Below are 25,369 nucleotides of genomic sequence, written 5' to 3'. Positions count from 1 at the left end.
AAAAACTTTATGCAGGGCTAGCTGCTCCAGTGGCCATTAGTTGCCTACTTTTTCTCAGAACGTGTCATAGGTGTCATCGAGCATTTGGAACCCGCTTCCTTGACTGATTTTTCGGGGCTCCATAGCATGACACCGAGACATGACACGTCCGGAGGAAGGTGTCATGACAAAGTCGTGCCACCTGATGCAATGGCCAGATGGTGCGCTGGTCTACTATTGGCCCAACCAGCGGAACCGACCTCCGTAAAATCGGCACTGTGGAACGGCGCTATCAAGTCTTTATCAGCTCAACGTTCGTTGATCTCATCGACGAACGTCGTGAGGTCATGCAGGCGCTACTTGAAATGGACTGCTTGCCTGCTGGGATGGAGCTCTTCCCCGCCGGGAACTCCGATCAGTGGACATTAATCAAGGGGGTAATCGAGCAAAGTGACTACTATCTGGTGATCCTCGGTGGCCGCTACGGCTCGGTAACGGAAGAGGGCGTCAGCTACACCGAGAAGGAGTACGACTACGCGGTAGAGCTCGGGATACCGGTGATGGGCTTCGTCCCCGCAGAGCCCGACGAGATCCCAGTCGGCAAGACGGACAAAGACGAAGCCGCCGCGAAGAAGCTCGCCGAGTTCCGTAAGAAAGTCCAGCAGAAAATGACAAGGGACTGGAAGAACGCCGAAGACCTCGGCTCGAAGGTGACGCGCGGGCTCATGCACCTCATCAAGAACAATGCCCGACCAGGTTGGGTACGCGGCGACCAGGCGATGACGCCTGAAACTCGCACAGAGATCGCCGAACTCAAAGCCAAACTCGCAGAGCTCGAGAAAGAAGAGATCGAAAGCGCCGCTTCAACCACGGGATCGATTGACGCGAGCTTCGCCCACGGCACTGAAACAGTCAAACTCGAGGTCACACACACCGGCTGGGAGACGTACAGGCAACTCGCCGAGGACGGAATTTTCGAGTACAGCTGGGACAAGGTTATTCAAGTGTTAGGCCCGTTCATGATTGACGAAGCACCGGAGCCGAAACTCCGATCGACACTCGAGAGTCACATGCTCCGCGACCTCTTCGAGAATGAACCCGAAGGGTGGGCGCTCAACTGGTCCAGAGACGCCATCGAAATCTCCGATGCTTCCTGGGGCTCGATCATCGTGCAACTTCGCGCGCTCGGCATGATCACTACTGGTATGAAGAAGCGGGCTGTCAGCGACAAGGCCGTCTACTGGAAGCTGACCCCGGCGGGCGATGACTACCTCGTGAAGCTGCGCGCAGTGCCCAGCGCCTCAACGCACTAGCTGCACGAGGCAGCCGTTTCCCTTCACCTTGGAGGTCCACTTCCAGTACTGCGAACCTTCCCTTGCCTCTTTGGTGGCACCCTGCGGCGCGTCGCCCTGCGCCTCTGAGGTGGCGTGGCCTTGGCCTTTCGATCAGATTCGCTGGTGCGTGCGGAGCCTTGAGGGGAGGCCTTCTCCTCACTGTAGCCAAGGGACTCGTTATGCTTCTCGGACCGGGCTTCTCGTTCCTTCTGGGTCAGCATGCGCACACCACCGTACTGGCGGCCATGCATGCTGCGCGGGGCCTTGTTGCCGACCTTGATCCCGTGACGCTGCAGGGCATCGGCTATGCGCTTGTCTCCCATCGGGGGCAGCCCTCGAGCTTGACACCATTGGACATAGCACCCCCTGAATTCCGAGACGAGGATCGTCTCGTGTTCAGCAATGAGGCACTGTTCATCGAGGAACTGGCCAACCGGATCGGACTCTTCGGCGTAGTCAGAGGTTGTGGCCTTTACCAGGGGTGGCACCTCACCAAGGCCATACTGGTGATACTCGACAGCGCCTTCTGCCGCCCATGCCAGCACTGCCCCAAGATGCTCGTTGATGAGCCTGGCCTGCAGGCCGGGGAGCTTCTTATCCTCAGGGATATCTTCATCGAAGGGGATGACCCGCAGCCTTCTACGCATGGCGTCATCGCTGCCGTCAAAATTGGGCTGGTGATTACCCACCAAGAAGTGAGTGTGAGAAGGCGTGAAGTTGTGGTGGTCCTGATACCTGCGTCGACCGTTTAGCGTCACACCGCCACTGAGCTTCTTGAAGCGCTTCTCGTCGAATCGATCGTTCACTTTGACCTCGTCGATGAGGGCGAAGCGTGCGCCTTCAAGCATGACGACTTCTGTCTCATCCTCTTTCGCCCCCTTTACTTCCAAGAGGAGCCCGTCGGGGACTACAACGGCATAGTCACCCAGAGCGGTTCTGAGCGATTCGACGAAGGTGGATTTTCCACGGCCCGAGCGCCCCCAGATGAACACCACGACGTGCTCCAGAACCTCGCCGATGAGGGCCAACCCTGTCAGGCGCTTCAGATAGCGTCGCACTTCGGGGTCTGGGACAGATACCTTCAGGAAGTCCTCCCAGAGACCACGGTCTGCATCGAACTGCGGAGTGGCTTTTGTCAGTTTTGTATGCAGCTTCTCGGGGTCGTGTGGCTGCAGCGTGCCTGTCCGCAGGTTGAGGATGCCGCCAGGCGTGTTCAGTTCCCATGGATGGCCGTCGAAAGCGTCGGCTTCGGTGACAAGTTCCGGTAGGGAAGCAGCCATGGTGAGCATGTTGCTGATGCCCTGCCGGGACAAGGAGTACTTCTTGTGCTTCTGCATGGCGTTGGTCGCACTCTTGTCAGGTTCTCCCTGATCGTCGAATTCCATGGTCGGGAGCTCCCGGGCCGTTTTCTTGGCCAGCTCTCGCTCTGCTCCACCCTTTGAAGGCTGAGCAACCCAACGCGTGCCGTTCCATAGCATCCAGACTCCGCTGGTGGAGGAGAAGCGGATCACCTCGCAATGGTGAGAGGCGAAGAGGTTGGCGTTGGCGTCGTCAGTGTGTTCCTGTTCCAAAGTCCCACTCAGTACGTCGGCGGACGACTCGGCTGACTTTTCTGCACGCTTCGTATCAAGGTCAACGAGCACACCGTCAGTTCCAGTAGCTGCTTGCCCTCGTTCAATGGCAGCTGGCGACAGGGAATTCTGTTTTTTCGTCGGTCTCTGCCCGTAACCGGCTTTGGAGGCAGCTTTGATCGCTGCGGTTTTGTCGTCCTTGTGCTCCAGGTGCATGAAGAGGCCGAACGCGGTCAGCGACTCTTCAATTGGAAGGTCCCCAGCGAAAGCGTAGAAGAACTGCTCGCCTGGCCGCTCATCGTGATCCTCATCGTAGATGGTGAGGATAGCCTCGTGATCGCGAGGGTTCGATGAGCCTGGCCGCGACCAGTACTGGACTGTCCGGTCTTCGAGTTCCTGCTCACGAACGAAAGTCCAATGAAGCTCTTCGATCATCTGGCTCAGATCGTGCTTCGCGTTGAAGTCATCCCATGGAGTGGATCGGGCACCGGGCGGGCGATTGTGCTGTCGGCGCGGCTGTGCGCTCTTACGAGTTGCAGGCGCTGCTCCCTCGTTGAGCGATCGAAAGGCGTCAAGCACCAGTTCGAACTCATCCTGAAACAACACAGGAATGGTGTCTGGTCCACCGAGTTGTCTTTCATACGGCTTGCCGCTGGCGTGCGTTTTTCCGTAGGAGGGTGCCAACGCTGCAGCATGGCGGGCGCCGTTGGCCTCAGCGATGACCCCACCATCTTCGTCCAGGGCAAGCCGCTCCTTCCTGAAGAGAGGTTCACCCTCGGCGAGCTGGAGCCGGATGAACCAGTGAACACCCCCAGAAGGACTGATCTCCATCCACCCTGTTCGCACTTGCTGCCAGAGTTTCTCCGCCCTGGACCCCAGGCTGCGGAACTGCTCGTGCAGCTTCGGAAGCTTGTCCTCGTGTGCACCTTCGATCTCGAGAAGTACGAGATTCCCGCTGGGCGCCCCACATACCGCAGCGATGCCTTCTGCCTTGCGGAAATGGGGCTTGCGATTCTCACCCCACCATTCCTCAAAGTGTTCCTCAGTCGGCTGTATGTCAGGCCACCCCTCGATCAGAGGCATCTTGCGGATCCCCTTGTTGTACCCAATGGGGAAGCAGCAGATACCCGCAGCCAGGAGCTCACGCGCTGTCTCACGAAGGCCCTGCGGGGAGAACTGGTTGTCCTCACTCATGGGAGCCCTCTGTCTCCTCCCGGACGCGAGTGATCTCTTCGCTAGAGGCTCCGGTCAGGAGGCTGATCTTCTTATCGTCATGGCCCTTGGTGATCAGCTCGACGATTTCGGCCCTCATGCTGTGGGAGCCTTGGAGCGCAGTGGCGCCCCCGGAGGCCGGCGCGTGAGGGCTGAGCGCACCAGGTTTGTAGCCGGATTCGTCGAGACGGCTGACAGCCTCGAGGAGAGGTTCGTGCTCCGAGAGCTGGTATGCATCGAAGTGGTCCGAACCGCAGGCGATTTCATGGAAATGGTCGAGAATCCACCCGTAGAACCCGTCGAGCTTCTCCACACCAGCCATGGCCCACTCGCTCATCGCCTCGGGGCCCGTGGAGTCAAGCGGTGGGGGATTTCCGGCAGCGTAATCCACAGCGTCGGAGGCGAGCATGCGGATGGCGTGGTCCTGAGTCGGGTAATCGACCCCTCGGTCCTGCCAGTCGTTGATCCCAGCCATCTCGGTGTAATGCTGAGTGACCACCCCGTAGGTCGAGCACTGGTTGTCGGTCACGACCAGGAGAATTTCCCACAAGAGGATCTCCACCTCAGGGTTGTCGATTCCTGCCGCAGCAAGACAGTTTTCGAGTGCCTCTGCGCCTGAGAGGATGTAGCGAGTGTCACCGGGGTCGAACCTATGCATCAGTCCAGGCCCCGTTTCCTGCGAAGCGACGTGACTGAATGAAGCTCTCCAGGTCGGTGGGATGGATGCGCATCACCGGGCGTGAGCCGCGACCGAGGTAGACCACGGGAAGGTCGCCGTCCCGGATCGCAGAGTAGACGTAGTCCCGTTTCATCCCGAGCGCGTTGGCAGCCTCGGTCACGGTGAGAAGCTGCGTAGAGGGTGCAGCGGAAGTCTGAGTCATGAACAGATCCTTCTTCGCGTTTCTCTCCAGTGGCACAACCACAAGAGACGGTCGCGGGGATCGAAGATTAGGATCCGTTCACAGTTAGTATCCGGGCTCAGTGCACCGGCTTGGCGGTGCGTGATGGGCTGATCCCCGAAGCTTCCCATCGGCAGTGGTCGTCTAACGCCGCCCACCGACTTTCAGCTTGTATCTCACAATACGAGATGCCTCATTTGGCGTCAAAAGACACGCCGAGACTGCTCTCAGTACCTCTCAACTTCCCTGTGAGTGTCCGGTGTGGTGGAAGGAAGCGGGGGTTCAGCGTGCTGCCAAATGGCTGCAGAGCCCGCTACAGTGAAACTATGAGTCGTAGGCCCGCAGCCCATCCAGGTCCTCTTGCTCGCGCGGTCTCAGAAGCCGTACGCAAAGAGATCGATGCCCAAGGCATCACACAAGGGACCCTTGCGGGACGTCTCGGAAAATCACGCACTTATGTGTCGGAGCGCCTAAACGACGTAGTCACCTGGAACGTCAATGACCTCGAGGACGTCAGCAGCGCCCTTGAACTTGATACGCATGAATTGTTTCTGCGCGCATACCTGATCTGCGAGTCAGAGAAGCACCTCCGCTTCGCCTCAGACTTCGTGGTCCAGTTCCTTCGTGACATGACTCCTCCGTCCGAAGAGTCTCCCGATGAAGCAGAAATCCGGGAGATCTACCGCCAGTGGGTCCGACAGCGAGGTGAATAATGGGACGTCGAGCAAACGGGGAGGGCTCTAAGCCTTACCAAGTCAGCAAAGGACGCTGGAGGGCCGATGTCACCGTCGGGACTGACCCGATCAGCGGAAAGCGCATCCGCAAGCCGGTCTATGGCCGATCCCAGGCTCTCTGTGCGGCTGCCCGCCGCGACCTCATTCGTCAGGTGGAAGATGGCACCGTCACCATCGGTTCCGCTCCTACCCTTCAGGAGTGGCTGGATCACTGGCTGTACACCATTAAACAGGGATCCCTGAAAGACAGCACCCTGGAGGGCTACGAGGCCAAGATCGCCTGGCTGAACGACACAAGACTGGCCCGAACCAAGCTAGACAAGCTCAAACCCGAGCACATCGAGACGTTCTACGCACGTAAGCGAGCTGAGGGCAAGGCCGTTGCTTCGGTGCTCCAACTTCACCGCATCCTCAACGGCGCATTCAAAGCAGCGGTGAAGCGAGGAAAACTGGGCTCCAATCCACTGCTGAAGGTTGATGCGCCATCGGGACGCAGCGACGAGGCCTTTGAGCCGCCGACCTTCACTCCTGAGGACGCTCGGAAGATCATCGCTCACGCAGAGACGCTGCCGTCAGCCGAGGCCACACGCTGGATGATGGCGCTCACCTATGGGCCGCGGCAAGGCGAGATCCTCGGACTGGGGTGGGACACTGTCGACCTCGGTAACGGTCAGATCGACCTGCGGCGCACTCTCTACCCCAAGAAATGGCGGCACGGATGCGATGACATCACCCACTGCCCCGCCAAACGACCACATCTCTGCCCATCCAGGTACGGAGGCGGACTCTTCTTCGGAACCCCAAAATCACTAGCTGGACGACGGAGCCTCCCTGCCCCCAAGCAGGTGCTGAAGCACCTGAAGAAACTTCACGCGGAGCACCTCGCGCTGAACAAGGCTGAAGGCAAACGGCGCAAGCCCTATACAGACCCGAACGGCATCACCGTTGACCTCGTCTTTTGCCAGCTCAACGGCCGCCCCCACCGGCCCGAAAGCGATTGGAAGCGCTGGAAGGCACTCCTGGAGGAGTGCGGGGTCGATCATGTCCGGCTTCATGATGCCCGGCACGTCTCGGCCACGATGATGCTGATGCTCGGCATTGACGCCCGTGTCGTGATGGACCTCATGGGCTGGAGTCAGCGCACCATGGTGGACCGATACCAGCATGTGCTCGACGACATGAAGCGTGACGTCGCCGCACAGGTCGGCGACGCGCTCTGGGCTGGGCCGAAGCCTCCAGAAGACCCTGATCCACAGCCAGTAAAGGACATCGAAGAGGAAGCCGCCGGCGATGCGATAGTTGTCGACTTCGACGAGTGGAAACAGCGCCGCGTTGGCTAACCTCCTAGGATTAAGGCCACTTACCTGAGGCGTTTCACACTGTGGTTCTCTGCTCTAGCCGTAGCTGGGAGAATCGGGAGTGATGACTCAGCGCAAAAGTGAGCGGCCTCTGGATGAACGCGAACTCATGCAACGATGGGCGACAGTCTCCGACTTGGCTGACCTGTACTCGATGTCGCAAACAGCAGTCAGGGCTCGAATCACGAGCGGAGAGTGGCCCTGCCATCGCCTAGGCCGCACCATTCGCTTCTCGCCAGACGATCAGCAGGCCATTCGCGACATGTGGAAATCCAACCAGCCGGACTTACCCACCCGTAAGCAAAACGCGCTTCGACGGGAACGGATCAAGAAGCTCCTAAATGACGCCTTCTGAGAGAAGATCAGGCCACACCCGATCCCGTGTAGTGGAGTCGGCACGATGGGTCACAGCCCAGGAACTCGCTGCAAGGTACTCCCACCCGGTCAAGAAAGTCATCGCCAAAGCGAACCGTGGAGCATGGCCCTGTCATCGGCAAGGCAGTCTCATCCGGTTCTCCCCAGAAGACCAGGCAGCCATTGCGGAGAAGTGGGATCAGTTCCACGGGGATGATCCACCAGTGCAGCAACAGAGCTACATTCAGCTGCTGATGGAAGAAGCCATCGCTTCCCAAGAGGAGCGCAACAAGCGAACTAACCTCTGACTAGTTAGTCGCTCTCCGGTCCACCCTCGCCCGGTTTCTGCTTACGTTTCCTGTCTTCGTCGAATCCAAGCCCTATCGCGATCCCGATGGCGATACCGACGCCCATCCAGAGTGCCAGGTTGTCTGCCATGAGCCCGAAACCGGCCCCAAGGGCGATACCCGCACCGGCCCCCACCGCCATACCCGTGTTCGAATTTCTCGCGTTCTTGCTCATGAACTCAGACTACGTCGAGTTCAAAAGCGGATTAACCTCTGGGCGGCGCTGACTGCCTACGCAGGGTTGCGCAGTTGCCCGATGCTCACCGGGTTAGGGGCTTCGCGGCGGCAGGGCTCCGCGACCCGAGCCTCCGCCGCCGTTGAGCTGGGGTTCCCCGCGCCTTCTTCCTCCGCTTGGACATGGCTCCATCTTCCCAGAGGTGTGCGTTTCGGCTGAGAGTAGACAGTCTGGCGGCCTCAGCTTTCGTCAGCATATGCTGACCCTATGAAGACTGCAGTAGGGGCCGATGACGGCGACAACGTGCTGCAGGAGCTTGTCGCGGTGGCCGAGGCGAAGAAGGAGCTTGCCCGCCGTGAAGAGATCGCGGTTCGCAAGGCCAGGAACTCTGGGCTCAAATGGGGTGAGATCGGAACTCTGCTGGGCGTCACCAAGCAGACCATCCACCGCAAGTACCGCAAAGCCGGGTGAGGAGGCCCTCGGGCGGGCCTATCCCCGTGTGCGACGCCGGGCCGCGATGAGCAGCAGGCCCAGGCTGAGCCCCAGTAGCAGCACCAGCAGGGCCATCCCGCTCGGATAGCCCCACGGTGTCTCCGCCAGCCATCCCACTGCTGCTGGTCCGGCGGCACGGCCTAAGGCGATCCCGACCGCTTGGATGCCCATCAGCGTGCCGAAGGTGGCACCGGAGTACCAGTCGCTCATAATCACCGCCCGCAGGGGGATGAACGCTCCGAACAGCAGGCCGAAGAGGATGAAGTGCCCATACATCTCCCAGGCCTCAGTCCCTCGCACCGCAAGCAAGACGGCTGGGATGATCAGTACTGTCAGGCCCATGTAGAGCTTTGCGGAGTCGAGCCGGTTGGCCAGCACCGGCAGCAGGAACCGAGCGGGCAGACTCAGCAGTCCCACTGCGGCCGCCCACCATGCCACCACGGACGGGTCGAAACCGGCAGCCTCGAACCGCGCAATGCGGTGCACGTTGAAAGCCTCCAGCACGGCCATGGTCAGGGCCACCGCGATGCTCAGTAGCAGGAACCCTGCCGGCAGGCCCCGCTTCACCCCCTGCGCCTCCGCGCCACCCAGGGACGCAGATTCCGGTTCTTCCAGCCGCTGCGGGACCGGTGCTGCGCGCAGCGCCCACCCAGCCGTCAGCCCCGAGACGACCAGTACGGACGCCCCCAGCAGTACCGCCGTGGTCCGCCAGCCGAAGGCCTCCACCAGATAGGAGACCGAAGGGATGAACACCGGCCCGGCTAGCCCGGTGATCAGGGTCAATGTGCCTGCGGCGCGGTTGCGCTGCTCCCGGGTGAACCACTGCTGCATGGCGATGAAGGCTGGTTCGAACAGCACCATCGTGCTCCCGGGACCGATCAGCAGCCACCATGCCGCGAGAACCTGCCAGCCGGAGCTGCTGACGGCGAAGCCCAGGAACCCCATGAACACCAGCAGGCCCCCGAGAGCCACTACTGCTCGGATCCCGTGCCTATCGGCGTACCGGCCCACCGGGACTGCAGCGGCGGCACCGGTGAGCACCGAGCCGGAGAAGGCCAGGGAGAGCAGTGACAGGGAGAACTGCGCACCGGCTGCACTGGAGGTGATCAGCACCGAGGTGCCGTAGAGAATGGCGCCGAAGCCTACACCGACGCTGAGTGCCAAAGGGTAGACCAGACGGCGGAAACCTGGGTCAGGTGAGGGAGCGGTGGGAGAGGACACGGGGAACCTTTCAGGCTGAGGACGGCATGGCAACATGCCGACTCCACTCCTGAAGGCTTCTATCCCGTAAGATCCATGCCGCCTCTGCGGCATACTGCGGCGCTCGAACCAGGCCCGGCTGATGCCGGCGGAACCCTAGCCGCCCGTGCTGGTCGGTGCTTTCAGCTTACGACTGGCCCCTTCGGGGCGCAAAACTAAAACATAAGCACTTCGATGTTGTGCTTGTCTGTGGCTCCACAACCAGCAGGGCCGGTCTCCTTGATGGCCTCCATCAGCAGCTATCCGACTTAGAACGCGGTGGAATTCAGGTTCGCGCTTTAACATCTGACGTCCGATTCTCCGCCTCCGTGCAATCGGCGGCCGGAAGGCAACGCTTGCGACCGCGCCACGGGACATGTTCGGACCTCGCGTCACTTCTCGTTCCGCGCGCTTGTGCCTGCGTGCACTCACGCACAGCAGGACAGTAGCGAGATGTCGGTGGTGAAGGACTTGGCGGCGATCCGGATGCCCTCGGCCATGGTCAGGTAGGGGGCCCACTCGTCGGCGACCTCGGCGACGGTCTTGCCCAGGACGTGGACGCCGGCGGCGGCCAGTTCGCCGGCGTCCTTGGTGACGGCGGTCAGGCCGAGGATCTCGCTCGTGTCGGCGTTCACGACGATCTTGATGAACCCGCGGGTGTCCCGGTTCACCAGCGCCCGGGCCACGTGGTGCAGGGGCAACACGCGGCAATCACAGCGGATCCCGGCGGCGAGGACCTGCTTCTCGGTCATCCCGACCGCGCCGATGGCGGGGCCGGTGAACGTCACCCGCGGCAGCCGCGCGTAGTCGATGGACCTCTCGGCGTCGGCGAAGGCGTTCTCGGCGACCAGCGTGCCGTGGTGGGCGGCCACGTAGACGAACTCGGGGTGCCCGGTGACGTCGCCCGCCGCCCAGACCCGCGGGTTGGACGACCGCAGCCGATCCGTGACCACGACCTCCCCGGCATCGCCGGTCTTGACCCCGACGGCGTCAAGGTCCAGTCCGTCGGTGACGGGACGGCGGCCGAGAGCGACCAGGACCTGGTCGGCGCTGAACTCCTGCGATCCGCCAGACACATCGGCAGTCACGACGACCTCGCCGCCAACATCGCGGGACACCCGGGTCGGCACCGCGCGGCGCACCACTCGGATGCCCTCGTCGGCGAACACCTCCTGGAGCGCCTTGGAGACCTCCGGCTCTTCCTTCGACGCCAGCCGGGAGCGCACCAGCAGGGTGACTTTCGACCCGAGCCGGGCGAACAACTGCGCCTGCTCCAGGGCGACATAGCCGCCGCCGAGCACGAGCAGCGACTCCGGAACCTCGGTCAGTTCCATGGCCGTGGTCGAGGTCAGGTATCCGGCCTCGTCCAGGCCGTCGATCGGCGGTGCCCAGGGCCGGGATCCGGTGGCGACCAGGTAGTGGTCGGCCTCGATGGTCGCGACGGCCCCGTCGATCGCGGTGACCTCCAGCACCGGGGCATCCGGGCCCCCCGCGAACGCGGCGTCGCCACGGCGGATGGCCCAGCCGTAGGACTCGGCGACGTCGGCGTACTTCTCGCCGCGCAGCGACTCGACCAGGGCTTGCTTGCCGCCGATCAGCGCCGGCATGTCGACGGGGTCCGTCGTCGTCGCGATTCCCGGGAACCGGTCCGAGGCGTCGGCGGCGGCGTGTCGCGCATCGGCGGCGGCGATGAGGGCCTTCGACGGCACGCAGCCGGTGTTCACGCAGGTCCCGCCGAGCGTGCCGCGCTCGATCATCACCACCGACTTTCCGAGGGTGGTCGCACGGATGGCCGCGGCGAACGCTCCGCCGCCGGACCCGATGATGGCGAGGTCGTACTTGGTCGGCATTGCTGCTCCTGTCAACGCTTGGATGTCTGGTCTGTCTCAGCCATACTGGACCTTCCAGTGCAGGGGAAGGTCAAGTGTGCTCCTGCTGATCGATCGGAGTCCGTAGTGCGCATCGGGGAACTCGCCGAGAAGGCGGGCACGACGGCCAAGGCGCTGAGGTTCTACGAAGAGCAGGGGCTGCTGCCCCCGGCCGACCGCACGCCCTCCGGATACCGCGACTACGCACCCGAGGCCGTCGCCCGGATCGACTTCGTCCACCGCGGCCAGGCGGCGGGCCTCACCCTCGCGCAGATCCGCCAGATCGTGGACATTCGCGACAGCGGGACTGCGCCCTGCGAGCACGTGCGCGACCTGCTCGACACCCGCCTGGCCGAGATCGCGCAACAGATCGCCCAGCTCACCGCACTGCGTGACACCATTGCCGACCTCCGGGAGGACGCGACGCACATGGAGCCAGACCGGTGTGATCCGGACCAGGTCTGCCGGTACGTGTAGGCCACCGGGCATCGGAGCCGACATGCGCAGACGTTTCCAGCCGTGGCGACGTGGTGGAATTTAGATTCAATGTTTAAGAACCGACTCTGACCAGCAAATTTACTCTTCTGTCATCCCGTGATTGGGAGCTCTGGTATTCCCGTCTAATGTCTGGGTCTGCCAAGGTTCTCAGTACTTCAGCCGAAAAGGCATACTTCAATCATGGCAACGAAATTTCCCCGGAATGTCGACAAGGACATGGTCAGGTGGGCTCACGCGTGGGCGGCTGCAGCTTTACAGACCTACGAGACCATAGAGTCCATTTCGATCCCGGAGTCGCCGGCAACGGAGGCAGGCCGTCGGGACGCGATGACCATGGTGCTCGTGGACGCTGTGCGCAACGTTGCCAGGGGAGCCGAATCGTCCTTGGGGCAAGGTAGCGAGCTGGTCCGTCGCTTTAATGAAGCGCACCCCCAACTCAAGGACCTTCGCGACAGGTTCGAGCATTATGAGGACTACGTCAGAGGCACCGGTGTTGCACAGCGTGAAGGCCGGAAACGGGGTGGAACGCCTCTAGAGCTGGACACGGTAGGAATTGAGATATCGGCATCCAGCGGCGGTGGTCTGGAGGGCCATCTGGTGTGCATCGCCGTGATCGAGCGAGACAGCAATGGACAACCGACGAAAGTGACGTACGAAGCACCATCCAAAACGATCACTGCAGCAGCACGTCAGCTTGCTCGTGACCTAGTCGAGGCAGCAGGCATGCTCGACGAGCACCACCTCAACAGGTGCGAGATTTGCGCCGACCCGCGCAATCTCTGAAGCGACCCGGCAGGCTCGCTACCCTGCCAGCTGCTTGGAGTCATGACGTTTGGAGCCGTGTCTTCGCTTCTATCAGCGCTGTGGGCGCGTGTCGACGTAGTGCCGTTTCCGTGGCATGAATACCAGCTACCAGAGCCGACCTGGGCGTTCGTGTCAGATTCGGCTTCCCATGACTCGTTGACAGCCTCTCGCGCCGGACGGGCCTTCGCGAGTGGTTGGAGCAGGAGTCAGCTGAAAATAGCGAGGTAGTCGAGGACGAGAGCTGGCCCACTGACGAACTGATCTTTCTCGCTTTCATCGTTCGGGCCGTTTCGCTCCAACCGGCGTCGTTCGTCCCGATTTACGAGATTCATGCCGGGAAGTGAAACCATTGGATACCAACGATCGGCGGCGATCTTCTTCTTAACTTTTCCGATCACGCGCACTCGTCCATCAAAAGATGCTTCGCCTGCTATCCATCGCTTGTCGAGAGAACCGACGAGCTTCCAGTCTGTGTCACTGTCGTCGCCGACGACAACCAGCGCAACATCAAGTTGATCTAGGAAGGATGCCATTGCGTCCATCTCCTGAATGGTGGGTACTCCCTCCATGTCGAGGCCGAGGGCTTCTGCTGACGGTTGCAACCCCTTCATAGCTTGTAGTGCGCTACTCAGGCCCTCGTGGTTCGCCATGGCTGCAATTGACTCGGGAACGAAGACATCACATTCCCATTCGATAATCGCACCGGTTCCAATCTCGGCGAAGTCAGCGTCTGGTTGAAGGACCTCGAACCATCCCGTTTGCTCGGGGTTCTTGTGCCCAGCTTCAATGAGGCGTCTTAGCCTAGAAGCCTTGTGGTCGACTAAGTTCAGGGTGCTTTCGGTCTCAGCGTCCTTCGACCCCTCGAATTTGGTCGAGTTCCAGCCGATTGAACCTCCGAACCCCTGGCTACCTGTAGTTCGCGATGTGCCGGTGTCGCGTAGCCCGCCTTCAAGGGTGGCGATGTAGTTCGCGAGGGCATCTTCGTCCAGGTACTGTGCGCTGTACAACATTTACACAGTATGCCAGTTGTCTCAGGTTGTCTCAGGGGCACGCTCCTCTTGCTTATGATCCGTTGAGGTAGTCATCCCGCGCCGGATCTCGCTGACGTCGTCCCTCAGCGGAGTCGACCAAAGGCTATTCGGCTACGGAACGTGGTCGAGTTCAGATCTAACGTGTGAGGGCTCAGCTTCTACTAGCGCGCAGGAAAATGGCCACCAAAATGGCCACCAAACGGCCATTGGGCACTTGCCGAACAAGCTGGCGAAGGGTCTGGGATCGTTGATATGACGGGGATCTAGCGGATCATTGAGAGGCTGGGCGATCACCTTGGCAAGCGGATTAAAAGTCCGATGCTCTACCAACTGAGCTAAAGGCCCTGGTCACTCTTTTACGGCGGCCGAACGGCCGCACACAATACTAGCGCACAGGCCCCGGGCACAGTCCAACTGCACGTTCGCCACCAGAAACCTCCTCACCGTCGGCTCAGGTCAGGTTCCCCGAATTCGATCCCCAAAAACTCCTCAAGCTCACCCACGTCACCAGGTGCCATATCGACCACCAGCCACTGCCCCGCGGCGTCGTCGAAGCTGAAAATTAAATTGGAAAGCTCTCCCTGGAGCCCCTCATCGACGGCGACAGTCGCACCGCTGGCATCACTGATCACCCAACCACCCTCATCCAACAGCCCATGAACCACTGCCAGATTGTCATCACTGTCGGCAATGTCCATGTACACCTCGATGTCCTCCAGTGAAGATTCGGCGAGAAGGCTGACATCACCGCCCTCGGCATGGGCCTCTAGGAAACCTTCAAAAATGCTTCCCAGCACGCTACCTTCGGAATGCTCAAAGGAATTCAGAGCTGACTCATCCCCAGTGGCCGCCGTGTAATCCAGCACCTCAAGCCAATACTCCGAGGCAGCGAGCGCACCCTCAGGGCTCTCCTCACTCAAAAGCTCCGGCGGTTCCGGCAGGCTTGGGTCCTCCAAGGTCTCCGGTGCGTCCTCGCCCTCCTGTTGACCGTCCAACCGGTCTAGGGCCTCATCACCCATCGATGCGTCCAGCACAGCGTCGACGCGCCAGTGCCCATCACCGTCGTCGTAGGCGAAGTTCAATGCATAGGTAGAGGTCACCGCCTCCCCGGATCCAACTTCTCCCTGGTCATCAAAGTAGACATAGTCCGGCCATTCACTCTCCATGAAGGCGCTCCATACCTCTGGATCCTCAGCCGGCTGCCAGAAATGCACGACCCCGTAAGGCGGGTCAGCGAGAATCCACACCTCCTCATCGGCCATGCTTTGAATATTGGCCGCGAACTCATCACACGACTGGCACTGCTCGGTGTGCAGCGCCTGCATCGGGGCAAGATCGCGGGTCAGCTCACCGTAGAGTTCAAGTTCTAGGAAATAACTCAGAGCCGCCTCGACTCTTCTATGTCTGTCAAACCGTGTTCTTGGGGGCTGCCGAGGCGTTGAGCTCCCGGTAGACTCGGCGGCTCAGGTAGCGCTTGAGGCAGCGACGGATCTCGCGGTCGGTTTTGCCTTCTGTCCGGCGTTTCTCGACGTACGCTCGGGTCTCGGCATCGTGGGTCATCCTGGTGATCGCGACCATGTGCAGGGCGCTGTTCAGGGATCTGTCGCCGCCGCGGTTGAGCCGGTATCTGATGGTGTTCCCGGACGATGCAGGGATGGGATTTACTCCGGCTAGCGACGCGAATGCCGCCTCGTCGCGGACCCGGCCGTGGTGTGACCAGGCGGTGAGACATTTCGCGGTACTGATCACCCCAAACCCCTTCTCTTGAAGCAGAGGGGCGGCTTCGCTGGCTTTGATCAGCTCGTCAAGCTGCGTCTCGTTGGCAGTGAGCTGCTCGTCCAGGTCTAAGACGTGCTTGGCCAGCCGGACAGCCTCAGACCGGGCGACCGAGAGGGACAGCTCTTCCTCGCGGGACCGCCACCGGGACACCTCCGACATCTGGGCGCTGGTGAGTTTCTTACGGGCATCGACACCTAGCTCATTGGCCCGTACAAGAGCATTCAGCGCATTGACCGATCGAGTACGGTCGGCGCTCATCGACTCCCGAGCGGTGACCAGGATCCGCACGCTCTGACGGACCCCATCATTCAGACGAGGACGACGCAGTTGGTGCACCGGCAGTCCCAAGGTGGTCACCGCGATCTGGTGAGCATCCAAGACATCGGACTTGCCGACGCCGCGGCGGGTCTTGGCGTCCATCCGCGGAGCCTCAGCAACAGGGTAGCCGTGGGTGGCCACGGTGCCGGCCAGGACGGCGCCGTATGAGGCGGCACCTTCGATCACCCACAGCGTGTCGACGTCAGCCTCGGTGCGGCGGGCGACCCAGGCGATGGCCCGGTTGATCCCCGCCGCGGAGGTCGGAAATTCTCGCGTTTCCAGAAGGGTGCCGGTGGCTGGTGCGAGGATGGCGTAGACATGGTTTCGGGCGTGGGTGTCGACCCCGACGACAAACGGATGAGAATGCGCGACGATAGAGATAGCGGTCACGGCACCTTTCCAAACGTGATGGACATGGTTTCAGCGGCCGTTATTGGCCGGTACCAGTCCGGGTCGTGGTCACTTCGGAACAGCACTGTGACGAGTCACGCACCAAGGGGCGGACAATCTTCTAATCAAGCTACCGAGGTGGGCCGGACAGGTACCGGCCTCCACCCTGCGAGACGGACAAGTCGAGCCCAAGACACTTCAAGGTCAGCGTCCTTCAGAGTCACATCAAGCGGGCAGATCGGCCAGTACCTATCCTGCCAGCCAGTCCCAGACCGGCTACCTTCAAGACTCACAGCGTCCTTCCAAGCTGTCCTCACAGATGAGCCCTGGCACCTGAGGCTCGGGCACGTTTTCTGCTGGGCTCTGCTCTGTCGGCGGATCGAAGTCTGGATCATCCTCCAACTGCTCAAGGTAGGGCAACGGCACAGGGGCGGGATCCTCATCCGAAGGCAAGGTTGAAGCGCCTGCGAGGCGATCCTCGTCTCCATCAATTTCTGGCTCAGACTCGCAGAATGCGGCGATGGATTCAAAATCTGCGGAAGTCTCCTCTGCTTCGGTTTCGTCCGCGCCTTCATCAGCAGATTCTGACGGAGGCGCAACCTCCGGCATTTCATCGTCTGCCGCATTATCACCGCAGGCCGTCAGTACCAACGCGGTTGCCCCCACCACGGCCGCAATTGAACTGGAATCCACCTTTGCCGTCTGCATTGCGTATCCTCTCCCATGACACCATCACCGTTCGTGCACCTACCTAATGTCAGCAACCTAACCCTTCAGTAAGAGAAACCCGTGAGTTCGCTGGAAGGAGCCTCCATGGGGGATGCCCCGCGATACCGCCGCCCAGCGTACTCAGACCCTGCGTCCTTTGACCGACGCGAGGGCGGAGCTGACCCTGCTGACATTTCCCAGGCCGCCCACGACACTGCTCACGCCTTAGTGAACCAAGGGCGCGACGCCGCCGATCCAGAAGTCACCGAGCGCTTTGTCCGGCTCGCCGAGACTGAAGGCATCGAAGCCATTGCGGAGCTCTGGGCCCACTCCCCTGCCCGCTCCCTGGCAGGGGCACTGTGGAGGATTTACGCCCTGCGCGCCGCCATCCAGAAGTCCCCCGAGCGCATGAGCGAGTATTACCGCCTGGGCCGCAGTCACTCCGCCCCTTCGGCAATCGCCGGAGTCGCCGAACCACCCACTGCTGAAGAGATGAATCGGCTCACCGATCGGCTACTGGCGGGAATGTATGCCGGAGACATCGACGTCGCCTTTGATCGGGCCGGAGCCTTCTGCCGAGTCATTGCTCGAGGGCAGGCCCTGTGGGCTGACAAAACCCATGTGGAACAGCGCGACGCCAAAGTCCTGACTGACAAAGCGAACCGCCTAGTCAAGACCGCCGAAGAACTTGAATCCTCTGCTCGAGCCTTCCGCGATGGCTCACTGGATTGATGGCTGTAACATAGCCTCCACTGCGCCACAGTGGCGCTCGCACCACTCACACCGGAGGAGATCCCTGATGAGGTCTTTCACACCCAAAGCACTATTCAGTCTGGCTGCCGTCGGCGTACTCGCCCTGTCCGCCTGCGGCGAGGCACCCGAGGACGAGCCAGAAGAGGACGACGCCGCAGCAGAAGAGAACGGCGACACCCAGGCGGAGGACAACTCCGACTACACCGCATGCCTCGTCTCCGACGCCGGAGGCTGGGATGACCAGTCCTTCAACGAATCAGCATTCACCGGCCTCCAGAACGCGGTCGAGGACTTCGAAATTAGCGAATCCACCGCTGAATCATCGTCAGACTCGGACTTCGGACCCAATGTGGACGCCATGGTCCAGCAGGGCTGTGACCTCACCTTCGGTGTTGGCTTCCTCCTGGAAGACGCCATCGATGAAGCCGCGCAAGGGAACCCCGACCAGAGCTTCGGCATCATCGATGCCACACTGCCCAGCGAGCCTGAGAACGGCAAGCCCTTGGTGTTCAACACCTCTGAGGCCGCCTATCTGGCCGGTTACGTGGCAGCCTCCATGACAGAGACCGACACCGTGGCCACCTTCGGCGGCATACAGATCCCGTCGGTCACAGTCTTCATGGACGGCTTTGCCGACGGTGTTGAGCGCTACAACGATGACAACGACGCCGACGTCAGCCTGCTGGGCTGGGACAAAGAAGCCCAGGACGGCTCCTTCTCCGGTGACTTTGACGATCAGAGCGCCGGCCGAGCCCTGACCGAGCAGTTCCTGGCTCAGGACGCCGACATCATCATGCCCGTTGCAGGGCCAGTTGGTCTGGGTGCCGCAGGCGCGATCGAGGACGACGGCGACGCCAAACTGATCTGGGTCGACACCGATGGCTACGAGTCCACCGACTACGGCGACATCATCCTCACCTCAGTCCTGAAGCAGATCGCACAGGCCGTCTACGACACTGTAGAAGAAGGCGTCTCCGGCGAGTTCACCGCCGAGCCATACGTTGGCGACCTGGAGAATGACGGCGTCGGCCTAGCTCCGTTCCACGACTTCGAGGACGAGGTCCCTGACGAGGTCAAGGACAAGATCGAGGAGCTCACGGCAGAGATCATCAGTGGTGACACTGTGGTCGAGTCAGAGAACGCACCTCAGTAGCACCGTTGACCGCAGCGCGATACGTCTGAGGAGAACACGTGGCATGAAGCTGCAACTCAAGGGTGTCACCAAACGGTTCGGCACCTTCACCGCTAACGATCGGATCGATCTGACGGTGCAGCCTGGTGAGATACACGCCCTGCTCGGTGAAAATGGGGCGGGCAAATCCACCCTGATGAACACCATCTACGGACTGTACTCACCTGAAGAGGGCGAAATCCTCCTCGACGACAAACGCGTGACCTTCAACGGTCCTGGCGACGCCGTGGAGGCCGGGATCGGCATGGTGCACCAGCACTTTATGCTGATCCCGGTCTTCAGCGTCACCGAATCGGTGATGCTCGGCTACGAACCGACCAAAACAGCCGGGATCATCGACTTCGCTGAAGCCCGACGCAGGGTCCAAGAGATCTCCGCCCGTTTCGGGTTCGACGTGGACCCAGACGCCATGATCGAAGACCTCCCCGTAGGCGCCCAGCAGCGGGTGGAGATCATCAAGGCTCTCTCCCGTGATGCGAGGGTACTTATCTTGGATGAGCCCACAGCGGTCCTCACCCCACAGGAGACCGACGAGTTGATCGCCATTATGCGACAGCTCAAAGAGTCCGGGACCTCGATCGTCTTCATCACGCACAAGCTGCGTGAAGTGCGCGCAATCGCAGATAAGATCACCGTCATCCGGCGCGGCAAGATCGTCGGTGAGGCTCTCCCAGATTCCACCGAGACCGAACTGGCCAGCCTGATGGTCGGCCGCGAAGTCAACCTGACCACCCAGAAGGACCCCGCCGAGCCAGGCGACGTCGGCTTCTCCGTGCAAGACCTCACCGTGGTCTCCCGCGCCGGAAAAGTGGTCCTCGACAATGTCAGCCTAGACATCGCCCGCGGCGAGATCCTCTGCGTTGCCGGAGTCGACGGCAACGGCCAAACCGAACTCGCCGAAGCCATCCTGGGCTTGCGCGAGGCTGTCGACGGAACCATCACGCTGGACGGCACCAACCTGCGCCGGATGAGTGTCAAAGACCGCCTCAACGCGGGAATCGGGTTCGTCCCTGAAGACCGCTCCACCGATGGAGTCATCCCCGCTTTCTCCATCACCGAAAACTTCGTTCTGGATCAGTACGACCAGCAGCCCTACTCCAACGGCGTCGCCATGAAGCCCAGTGTGATGCGCGAGGCCGCAGTCGAACAGACCTCCCGGTTCGATGTCCGCCTCGGCACCGTCGATGACCCCATCTCAACGCTCTCCGGCGGCAACCAGCAGAAAGTTGTGCTCGCCCGCGAGATGAGCCGAGACATCAGGTTCTTCCTCGCCAGCCAACCCACCCGCGGACTCGACGTCGGCTCCATCGAATTCGTCCACCGCACCATCATCGAAGAGCGCGACAAAGGCACCCCGTGCCTGATCGTCTCCACCGAACTCGACGAGGTGAGCAACCTGGCCGACCGGATCGCGGTGATGTACCGCGGCGTCGTCGTCGGAATTGTCCCCGGTGACACCGACCGTGACGTGCTTGGCCTCATGATGGCTGGCGTCCCGGTGGAGGAAGCCTACGCCCAAGCCAAGGACCACCACACCATCCTCGGTGGGGCAGACGAGGGGGCCCAAGCATGAGCACAGAGAAGAAAAACAACGACCCCGCGGAGCCCGGCGGTGCCCTGAAAGAGGCCGAATCACGGCTGCACTACGCAGTGCGGGAACTCTCCCAATCCTCCTGGGTCATTACCCTTCTATCGGTGGTGGTCGCACTAGTGGTCGGGGCTCTGCTGATCCTGGCCACCAACCCACAGGTGCAGAGCACCATGGGGTACTTCTTCGCTCAGCCCGGAGACTTCTTCCTCACCAGCTTTGAGGTCATCCGAGACGCCTACTCCGCACTGTTCCGCGGCGCGGTCTACGACTGGCAGGCCGCGACCCCCGAACGGTCCATCCGGCCCATCACCGAAACACTGGTCAACGCGGTCCCACTGATCCTGGCCGGGTTGGGCATTGCCATCGGGTTCCGCTCCGGGATGCTCAACATCGGCGGCCAGGGCCAAATCATCCTCGGTGCCACGTGTGCGGCCTTCATCGGCTACGCCTACCAGCTCCCCCTGGGTGCGCACCTGCTGCTCGCACTGGTCGGTGGCGCGCTCGGCGGCGCGATCTGGGGCGGGATCGCCGGTGTTCTCAAAGCAAAGACCGGCGCCAATGAGGTGATCGTCACGATCATGCTCAACAACATCGCCCTGTACCTCCTCGCCTGGCTGCTGCGCCAGCAGTGGTTCGTCCAGACCGGGTCCAACCAACCGATCTCCGCGCCGGTGGAAGACTCCGCCCGGCTCTTCGGCCTACTGGGCGGCGGATTCCGTCTCCACGCCGGAATCCTGCTGGCCATCGCTGCCACCGTGTTCGTCTGGTGGCTGCTGGAGCGTTCCACGCTCGGCTTCGAATTCCGCGCGATAGGCGAGAACCCAGAAGCCGCACGCACCGCCGGCGTCAATGTTCCCAAGGCCACCGCCTTAGTCCTGATCATCGGTGGCGGACTCTGCGGTCTCGGCGGTGCCGCCCACCTTCTCGGGACGGAATACAGGCTGGGGGCCGGCATTGCCGGAACGCTCGGCTTCGACGCCATTACCGTGGCGTTGCTGGGCCGGTCCAAACCCCTGGGTACATTCCTCGCCGGCGTCCTCTTCGGAGGGTTACGCGCCGGTGGCGTACTCATGCAGGCCCAGACCGGCACTCCCATCGATATTGTGCTCGTCCTGCAGTCGGTGATCGTACTGCTGATCGCCGCCCCTCCCCTGGTGCGCGCCATCTTCTTCCTGCCCAACCCTGACGGCAAACCCCGCTCAACAGGGCGACGCCGCCTCCGGAATCAACAGGCCGCAGAAGCTGCCGAACAGCCCACGCCTACTCAGGAGGTGAGCAAATGAGCGACCAACACACCCCCGAGCAGGCCACTGAGGTGGAGACCACCGCCGTCCAGGCCCAGCCACTCCAGGAAGCTGAATCCCGCCTGCAACCGATCAAGTGGAAATTTCCCATCACCTACGCGCTGTTGGCGCTGCTTTCGCTGAGCGCTTTCACATTCCTGAGCCCCACCGGGGCGGTCACCCAGTTCCGTCTCGCGACGGCAAGCGACTTTGTGACCCTGCCGGCGGTGAACATCCCGTCCTTCGCCGGCGCACTGGTGCTCAGCCTGCTGCAATTGGGGCTAGCCGCACTAGCCATCTACTGCGCTGCACGCCGCATCAAACTCGGCGTCTGGCTGCCCATGCTGTTCGGGCTGTTCTTTGTTCTGGCGTTCCTGATCTACGCCGGTGCAGGCCGTGGTGCCTTCATTCCGGTCGTGACCCTACTGGCCGGCGCACTGATGCTCTCAGTGCCCCTGATATTCGGCGCCATGTGCGGCCTGGTGGGTGAGCGCTCAGGCATTATCAACATCGCCATCGAAGGGCAGCTGCTCGCGGGTGCGTTCCTTGCTGCAGTGGCGGCGTCGTTCTTCACCTCCGCGTATGTCGGTCTGCTGGCTGCCCCCTTCGCCGGGGCGGCTGTCGGTGGGCTCCTGGTGTGGTTCGCGGTGAAGTACCACGTGAATCAGATCATCGTCGGTGTGGTGCTCAACGTGCTGGTGATCGGCCTGACCAGCTTCCTGTACTCCACAGTCCTGACGCAGAACTCTGAGATGTGGAATGCCCGGCAGCAACTGCCGCGGCTGCCGATCCCAGGACTGAGCCAGATTCCCATCATCGGACCGGTGCTGTTCAACCAGACCATCCTGGTGTACCTGATGTACGTCATTGTGTTCGCCCTGCACATCCTGGTGTTCAAGTCCCGCTGGGGGCTGCGGATGCGCGCGGTCGGTGAGCACCCCAAAGCTGCGGACACTGTGGGCATCAACGTCGCACGCACCCGGATCTTCAACACTGTCCTCGCCGGTGGCATCGCCGGCCTGGGCGGCGCCTACTTCACCGTCGGTCAGGGCTTGGCGTTCGGGCAGGAGATGTCGGCAGGCCAGGGATTCATCGCTCTGGCGGCCATGATCCTCGGGCGATGGAACCCGAAGGGCGCGCTGCTGGCCGCGCTGCTCTTCGGGTTCTCCAGCTCCGTGGGGCAGGTGCTGTCCACCATCGGCACGCCCGTACCCTCGGAGATGTTGCTGATGTTGCCGTACGTGATCACCATCTTCGCAGTAGCCGGATTCGTCGGCAGGGTCCGCCCACCTGCTGCTGAAGGCGTTCCCTACATCAAGTGACGTTCACCTCGCCCAGGTTTTACCCAGCGTTGCTGGATTTACACTGCGCTATCGCGGCAGGTAAAGAAGAAAACGCAGGGTAAAGCGGAGTGCGGGGCCGGGTTCTCGACAAAGCGCGGGACCTTGACGCCTACCATCGCGGTCACAGTTTGACCCAGTCCGGGGTGCAACGGCAGACTGTTCTACAGGTGTCGGGCTGCAGGTAACCCCCGGGCTCCAACCTTTAGCCGCTACGAGCGGCCACGCGCCGTGAGGCGTTCCCAGCCCGACACCGCCCCACCTCTCTCCCCACCGGGCAGAGGCTCCGCGTTCATAGCCTCAACGCCGGAGTCCGGCGCCCGCTGGAACGGTTGATACCCGGTTCAGGGGTGCTCTGCGATAATCTATCCCGCGGCTATTCACTCAATGGCTATACACTCACCACTTGTAGGACACCTGTCGTTCATCTCAACCGGCAGGAATCACCGCACGCACCAGGGGCCCGCACAGCATGAAAGCTCTGAACCGTCAGCGCAAGCATCAGTCAGCGACACTTCTGATCGACATCACGGGGGAAGTGCGCTCTGGCCTAGGCCTGCTGGCCCAGCTCCTGGGCACTCCCGCAGGAGAACTCGCCTCTCACCGCGAAGAGCTGTTGGGCCTTGAAGGTCGGGCCATGGACCTTCACTTCAACCTGATGACGCATATTCGCAGCGTGTTCCTAACTCCTCTACCGCGTCAAGACATCTTCGCCATCTCCCAGCAGCTCAACCGCACCATGGAACATGTGGTCGCCGCCGGAGACCTCATCCTGCGGCGCAAAAGCCTGGAACTGCCCAAAGAAGCCGCCGAAATGCTGGAGTCACTCACCCGCCAGGCTGAGCTGACCGGCGAGGCAATGGGGAGGCTGGACGACTTCGACCACCTGGAGATCTATTGGGTGCAGGTGCAACGGCTAAGCAAGCAAGCCAACCGACGCCACCGTGACTGGGTCACCTCCACAGACTCGGCTTTCCAACCCAACATCGCCCAACAGCAGGCCCAGCTGGCTGACCAGATCCTGGCCGCGGTCCACTCCATGAGGCAGGTCGCCGCTATCTGTGGATCGATCATCGTCCGGGAATCATAGAAGGTGGAGCTGCTGCTGCTGAGCCTTGTCGGCGTCATTATGGCGCCGACGCTTTATGTCGCCGGCCTCCATGACGTTCCCAACTCAATCGCCATCCCGGTACGCACCCGTGCGCTCACCCCGCGCATTGCAGTGCGGGTCGCGGCAGCATTCAACGCCCTCGGTGTGCTCCTGGCACTGCCTATGGGCCTCTACCTCTACTCATGGTTCGAGTTTCCCTCCATGGAGCCGGAGTTGGCCCTGAGCGTGGTGGTCGCCTCGCTGAGCGCCATACTCGCGTGGAACGTTTTCACCTACTTCCGCGGGATGCCAACCTCCATCACGCACGGGTTGCTTGCAGCGCTGCTGGGCGGCACCCTGGCCGCTGTCACCGTTGGTGATGTCCGCACCGAAGATATCTTGTCCCTCCCCTGGATGACGCCGCTGCTCACTCTGCTGGTTTCACCCTTGGTGGCGTTCGGGTTTGCCTACGTCTTAGTGTTCGTTGCAGTGCGGATCGCACGCGGTGAAGATCCCCACGACGTGAACCGGGTCGCAAGGGGGCTGCAGTCCGTCTCCGTTGGGGTCACCTCGCTGGGCACCGGTCTTCAGCAGGGCCAACGTTTCGCGTTCGTCCTATTGGTCGCGCTCGGGGCAGCAGGAATCGCCGATCCCGTGGGGTGGATGGGCCCGGCCTATGTGGTGTTCGCTGTGCTGATCGGGGCAGGTGCCTGGCACGGGGGTTGGCGGATCGGCCATGTGCTGGCCCACCGCCTGGTAGCGATTGACCCACTGCGTGGCATGGTAGCGACGACGGCGACCTCGGGACTTCTCTTTATGGGATCACTGGGACTTGCCCTACCGCTGTCGACCTCACTTACGGCCGCCAGTGCCATCATCGGAGCAGGGTCCAACCAGCGCTTCGCGACAGTGAATTGGCGGCAGTTCCGCCGAATCGCCGTGTACTGGGTCGCCACTCCAGTAGTGACGGCTACCGGAGCTGCGGTCCTGACCCTGGCGTTGAGCGCCGTGGTCTGATCACACCGGTCTG

At 61.7% G+C, this 25,369-nt stretch carries 25 protein-coding genes; 15 read left to right on the top strand and 10 right to left on the bottom strand.

Going from position 1 to position 25,369, the window contains the following annotated elements:
• Nucleotides 1-197: 197 nt before the first annotated feature.
• Entirely contained in the window at nt 198-1,292 is a 1,095-nt protein-coding gene (locus FEF26_RS07865; protein WP_138252990.1) for a DUF4062 domain-containing protein, read from the top strand.
• A 23-nt stretch (nt 1,293-1,315) separates the two neighbouring features.
• Here the strand turns inward: FEF26_RS07865 and FEF26_RS07860 are convergent, their stop codons facing one another.
• The 3 genes from FEF26_RS07860 to FEF26_RS07850 are packed head-to-tail and all read right to left on the bottom strand — an operon-like array spanning nt 1,316 to nt 4,977.
• Nucleotides 1,316-4,078, bottom strand: coding sequence for a phage/plasmid primase, P4 family (locus FEF26_RS07860; protein WP_138252989.1), 2,763 nt, complete (start codon nt 4,076-4,078; stop codon nt 1,316-1,318).
• Complete coding sequence (locus FEF26_RS07855) at nt 4,071-4,754, bottom strand: hypothetical protein (protein WP_138252988.1); 684 nt, start codon at nt 4,752-4,754, stop codon at nt 4,071-4,073. Before FEF26_RS07855 ends, FEF26_RS07860 begins: the two co-directional genes overlap by 8 nt.
• Nucleotides 4,747-4,977 (bottom strand): helix-turn-helix domain-containing protein, encoded by a 231-nt coding sequence (locus tag FEF26_RS07850; RefSeq protein ID WP_138252987.1) that lies wholly within the window; start codon nt 4,975-4,977, stop codon nt 4,747-4,749. Before FEF26_RS07850 ends, FEF26_RS07855 begins: the two co-directional genes overlap by 8 nt.
• A 344-nt stretch (nt 4,978-5,321) precedes the next feature.
• Between FEF26_RS07850 and FEF26_RS07845 the strand changes: the two genes are divergently transcribed.
• From FEF26_RS07845 to FEF26_RS07835, 4 genes are all read left to right on the top strand, one after another.
• Nucleotides 5,322-5,708, top strand: coding sequence for a helix-turn-helix domain-containing protein (locus tag FEF26_RS07845; RefSeq protein WP_138252986.1), 387 nt, complete (start codon nt 5,322-5,324; stop codon nt 5,706-5,708).
• Nucleotides 5,708-7,069: a tyrosine-type recombinase/integrase gene (locus FEF26_RS07840; protein WP_138252985.1), complete on the top strand. Its 1,362-nt coding sequence runs from the start codon at nt 5,708-5,710 to the stop codon at nt 7,067-7,069. The genes FEF26_RS07845 and FEF26_RS07840 overlap by 1 nt, the downstream gene beginning before the upstream one ends.
• 82 nt (nt 7,070-7,151) lie before the next feature.
• The gene (locus tag FEF26_RS15715) at nt 7,152-7,442 is read left to right on the top strand and encodes a helix-turn-helix domain-containing protein (protein WP_166432957.1); all 291 of its coding nucleotides are present in this window, start codon (nt 7,152-7,154) and stop codon (nt 7,440-7,442) included.
• Entirely contained in the window at nt 7,429-7,749 is a 321-nt protein-coding gene (locus tag FEF26_RS07835) for a hypothetical protein (RefSeq protein ID WP_138252984.1), read from the top strand. Before FEF26_RS15715 ends, FEF26_RS07835 begins: the two co-directional genes overlap by 14 nt.
• Nucleotides 7,750-7,753: 4 nt before the next feature.
• Here FEF26_RS07835 and FEF26_RS07830 read toward each other — a convergent pair whose 3' ends face one another.
• On the bottom strand, nt 7,754-7,963 hold the full coding sequence (locus FEF26_RS07830) for a glycine zipper domain-containing protein (protein WP_138252983.1): 210 nt from the start codon (nt 7,961-7,963) through the stop codon (nt 7,754-7,756).
• Between the two features lie 267 nt (nt 7,964-8,230).
• Here FEF26_RS07830 and FEF26_RS07825 point away from each other — a divergent pair, with 267 nt between their 5' ends.
• Nucleotides 8,231-8,434 (top strand): hypothetical protein, encoded by a 204-nt coding sequence (locus FEF26_RS07825; protein WP_138252982.1) that lies wholly within the window; start codon nt 8,231-8,233, stop codon nt 8,432-8,434.
• An 18-nt stretch (nt 8,435-8,452) separates the two neighbouring features.
• On the opposite strand, the gene FEF26_RS07820 is transcribed toward FEF26_RS07825, so the two are convergent.
• Nucleotides 8,453-9,676 carry an MFS transporter gene (locus tag FEF26_RS07820; RefSeq protein WP_166432956.1) on the bottom strand — a complete coding sequence of 408 codons (1,224 nt, stop codon included), beginning with the start codon at nt 9,674-9,676 and terminating at the stop codon, nt 8,453-8,455.
• Between the two features lie 446 nt (nt 9,677-10,122).
• Complete coding sequence (gene merA / locus FEF26_RS07815) at nt 10,123-11,544, bottom strand: mercury(II) reductase (protein ID WP_138252980.1); 1,422 nt, start codon at nt 11,542-11,544, stop codon at nt 10,123-10,125.
• A 105-nt stretch (nt 11,545-11,649) separates the two neighbouring features.
• On the opposite strand from merA, the gene FEF26_RS07810 reads away from it, so the two are divergent.
• Nucleotides 11,650-12,039 carry a heavy metal-responsive transcriptional regulator gene (locus FEF26_RS07810; RefSeq protein ID WP_138253008.1) on the top strand — a complete coding sequence of 130 codons (390 nt, stop codon included), beginning with the start codon at nt 11,650-11,652 and terminating at the stop codon, nt 12,037-12,039.
• A 201-nt stretch (nt 12,040-12,240) separates the two neighbouring features.
• Nucleotides 12,241-12,843 carry a hypothetical protein gene (locus tag FEF26_RS07805; RefSeq protein WP_138252979.1) on the top strand — a complete coding sequence of 201 codons (603 nt, stop codon included), beginning with the start codon at nt 12,241-12,243 and terminating at the stop codon, nt 12,841-12,843.
• 227 nt (nt 12,844-13,070) lie between these two features.
• On the opposite strand, the gene FEF26_RS07800 is transcribed toward FEF26_RS07805, so the two are convergent.
• The 4 genes from FEF26_RS07800 to FEF26_RS07785 all read right to left on the bottom strand — a co-directional run bounded on the left by FEF26_RS07800 (nt 13,071) and on the right by FEF26_RS07785 (nt 17,090).
• Nucleotides 13,071-13,874, bottom strand: coding sequence for a DUF6414 family protein (locus tag FEF26_RS07800; RefSeq protein WP_138252978.1), 804 nt, complete (start codon nt 13,872-13,874; stop codon nt 13,071-13,073).
• Nucleotides 13,875-14,335: 461 nt separating this feature from the next.
• Nucleotides 14,336-15,277, bottom strand: a complete 942-nt coding sequence (locus FEF26_RS07795; RefSeq protein ID WP_243730480.1) for a DUF6318 family protein — start codon at nt 15,275-15,277, stop codon at nt 14,336-14,338.
• A 25-nt stretch (nt 15,278-15,302) separates the two neighbouring features.
• On the bottom strand, nt 15,303-16,382 hold the full coding sequence (locus FEF26_RS07790; protein WP_138252976.1) for an IS110 family RNA-guided transposase: 1,080 nt from the start codon (nt 16,380-16,382) through the stop codon (nt 15,303-15,305).
• A gap of 282 nt (nt 16,383-16,664) precedes the next feature.
• Nucleotides 16,665-17,090, bottom strand: coding sequence for a hypothetical protein (locus FEF26_RS07785; protein WP_138252975.1), 426 nt, complete (start codon nt 17,088-17,090; stop codon nt 16,665-16,667).
• A gap of 81 nt (nt 17,091-17,171) precedes the next feature.
• On the opposite strand from FEF26_RS07785, the gene FEF26_RS07780 reads away from it, so the two are divergent.
• From FEF26_RS07780 to FEF26_RS07750, 7 genes are all read left to right on the top strand, one after another.
• Nucleotides 17,172-17,822, top strand: coding sequence for a hypothetical protein (locus FEF26_RS07780; protein ID WP_243730478.1), 651 nt, complete (start codon nt 17,172-17,174; stop codon nt 17,820-17,822).
• A gap of 67 nt (nt 17,823-17,889) precedes the next feature.
• On the top strand, nt 17,890-18,996 hold the full coding sequence (locus tag FEF26_RS07775) for a BMP family lipoprotein (protein WP_138252974.1): 1,107 nt from the start codon (nt 17,890-17,892) through the stop codon (nt 18,994-18,996).
• A 43-nt stretch (nt 18,997-19,039) separates the two neighbouring features.
• Complete coding sequence (locus FEF26_RS07770; RefSeq protein WP_138252973.1) at nt 19,040-20,608, top strand: ABC transporter ATP-binding protein; 1,569 nt, start codon at nt 19,040-19,042, stop codon at nt 20,606-20,608.
• Entirely contained in the window at nt 20,605-21,909 is a 1,305-nt protein-coding gene (locus FEF26_RS07765; protein ID WP_138252972.1) for an ABC transporter permease, read from the top strand. Before FEF26_RS07770 ends, FEF26_RS07765 begins: the two co-directional genes overlap by 4 nt.
• The gene (locus FEF26_RS07760) at nt 21,906-23,231 is read left to right on the top strand and encodes an ABC transporter permease (protein WP_138252971.1); all 1,326 of its coding nucleotides are present in this window, start codon (nt 21,906-21,908) and stop codon (nt 23,229-23,231) included. The genes FEF26_RS07765 and FEF26_RS07760 overlap by 4 nt, the downstream gene beginning before the upstream one ends.
• A gap of 490 nt (nt 23,232-23,721) precedes the next feature.
• Nucleotides 23,722-24,339: a DUF47 domain-containing protein gene (locus tag FEF26_RS07755; RefSeq protein WP_138252970.1), complete on the top strand. Its 618-nt coding sequence runs from the start codon at nt 23,722-23,724 to the stop codon at nt 24,337-24,339.
• Between the two features lie 3 nt (nt 24,340-24,342).
• Complete coding sequence (locus FEF26_RS07750; protein WP_138252969.1) at nt 24,343-25,356, top strand: inorganic phosphate transporter; 1,014 nt, start codon at nt 24,343-24,345, stop codon at nt 25,354-25,356.
• Nucleotides 25,357-25,369: the final 13 nt, after the last annotated feature.

It is taken from the genome of Nesterenkonia salmonea, from assembly GCF_005771525.1.
Classification (GTDB): Bacteria; Actinomycetota; Actinomycetes; order Actinomycetales; family Micrococcaceae; genus Nesterenkonia; species Nesterenkonia salmonea.
This window is presented reverse-complemented; position numbering and strand designations above follow the sequence as displayed.

Excerpts from the sequence above, each read along its gene's own strand:
- FEF26_RS07865 (WP_138252990.1), top strand. The coding sequence starts at position 198 with ATGGTGCGCTGGTCTACTATTGGCCCAACCAGCGGAACCGACCTCCGT.
- FEF26_RS07860 (WP_138252989.1), bottom strand. The coding sequence starts at position 4,078 with ATGAGTGAGGACAACCAGTTCTCCCCGCAGGGCCTTCGTGAGACAGCG.
- FEF26_RS07855 (WP_138252988.1), bottom strand. The coding sequence starts at position 4,754 with ATGCATAGGTTCGACCCCGGTGACACTCGCTACATCCTCTCAGGCGCA.
- FEF26_RS07850 (WP_138252987.1), bottom strand. The coding sequence starts at position 4,977 with ATGACTCAGACTTCCGCTGCACCCTCTACGCAGCTTCTCACCGTGACC.
- FEF26_RS07845 (WP_138252986.1), top strand. The coding sequence starts at position 5,322 with ATGAGTCGTAGGCCCGCAGCCCATCCAGGTCCTCTTGCTCGCGCGGTC.
- FEF26_RS07840 (WP_138252985.1), top strand. The coding sequence starts at position 5,708 with ATGGGACGTCGAGCAAACGGGGAGGGCTCTAAGCCTTACCAAGTCAGC.
- FEF26_RS15715 (WP_166432957.1), top strand. The coding sequence starts at position 7,152 with ATGACTCAGCGCAAAAGTGAGCGGCCTCTGGATGAACGCGAACTCATG.
- FEF26_RS07835 (WP_138252984.1), top strand. The coding sequence starts at position 7,429 with ATGACGCCTTCTGAGAGAAGATCAGGCCACACCCGATCCCGTGTAGTG.
- FEF26_RS07830 (WP_138252983.1), bottom strand. The coding sequence starts at position 7,963 with ATGAGCAAGAACGCGAGAAATTCGAACACGGGTATGGCGGTGGGGGCC.
- FEF26_RS07825 (WP_138252982.1), top strand. The coding sequence starts at position 8,231 with ATGAAGACTGCAGTAGGGGCCGATGACGGCGACAACGTGCTGCAGGAG.
- merA (WP_138252980.1), bottom strand. The coding sequence starts at position 11,544 with ATGCCGACCAAGTACGACCTCGCCATCATCGGGTCCGGCGGCGGAGCG.
- FEF26_RS07805 (WP_138252979.1), top strand. The coding sequence starts at position 12,241 with ATGGCAACGAAATTTCCCCGGAATGTCGACAAGGACATGGTCAGGTGG.
- FEF26_RS07800 (WP_138252978.1), bottom strand. The coding sequence starts at position 13,874 with ATGTTGTACAGCGCACAGTACCTGGACGAAGATGCCCTCGCGAACTAC.
- FEF26_RS07785 (WP_138252975.1), bottom strand. The coding sequence starts at position 17,090 with ATGCAGACGGCAAAGGTGGATTCCAGTTCAATTGCGGCCGTGGTGGGG.
- FEF26_RS07775 (WP_138252974.1), top strand. The coding sequence starts at position 17,890 with ATGAGGTCTTTCACACCCAAAGCACTATTCAGTCTGGCTGCCGTCGGC.
- FEF26_RS07770 (WP_138252973.1), top strand. The coding sequence starts at position 19,040 with ATGAAGCTGCAACTCAAGGGTGTCACCAAACGGTTCGGCACCTTCACC.
- FEF26_RS07765 (WP_138252972.1), top strand. The coding sequence starts at position 20,605 with ATGAGCACAGAGAAGAAAAACAACGACCCCGCGGAGCCCGGCGGTGCC.
- FEF26_RS07760 (WP_138252971.1), top strand. The coding sequence starts at position 21,906 with ATGAGCGACCAACACACCCCCGAGCAGGCCACTGAGGTGGAGACCACC.
- FEF26_RS07755 (WP_138252970.1), top strand. The coding sequence starts at position 23,722 with ATGAAAGCTCTGAACCGTCAGCGCAAGCATCAGTCAGCGACACTTCTG.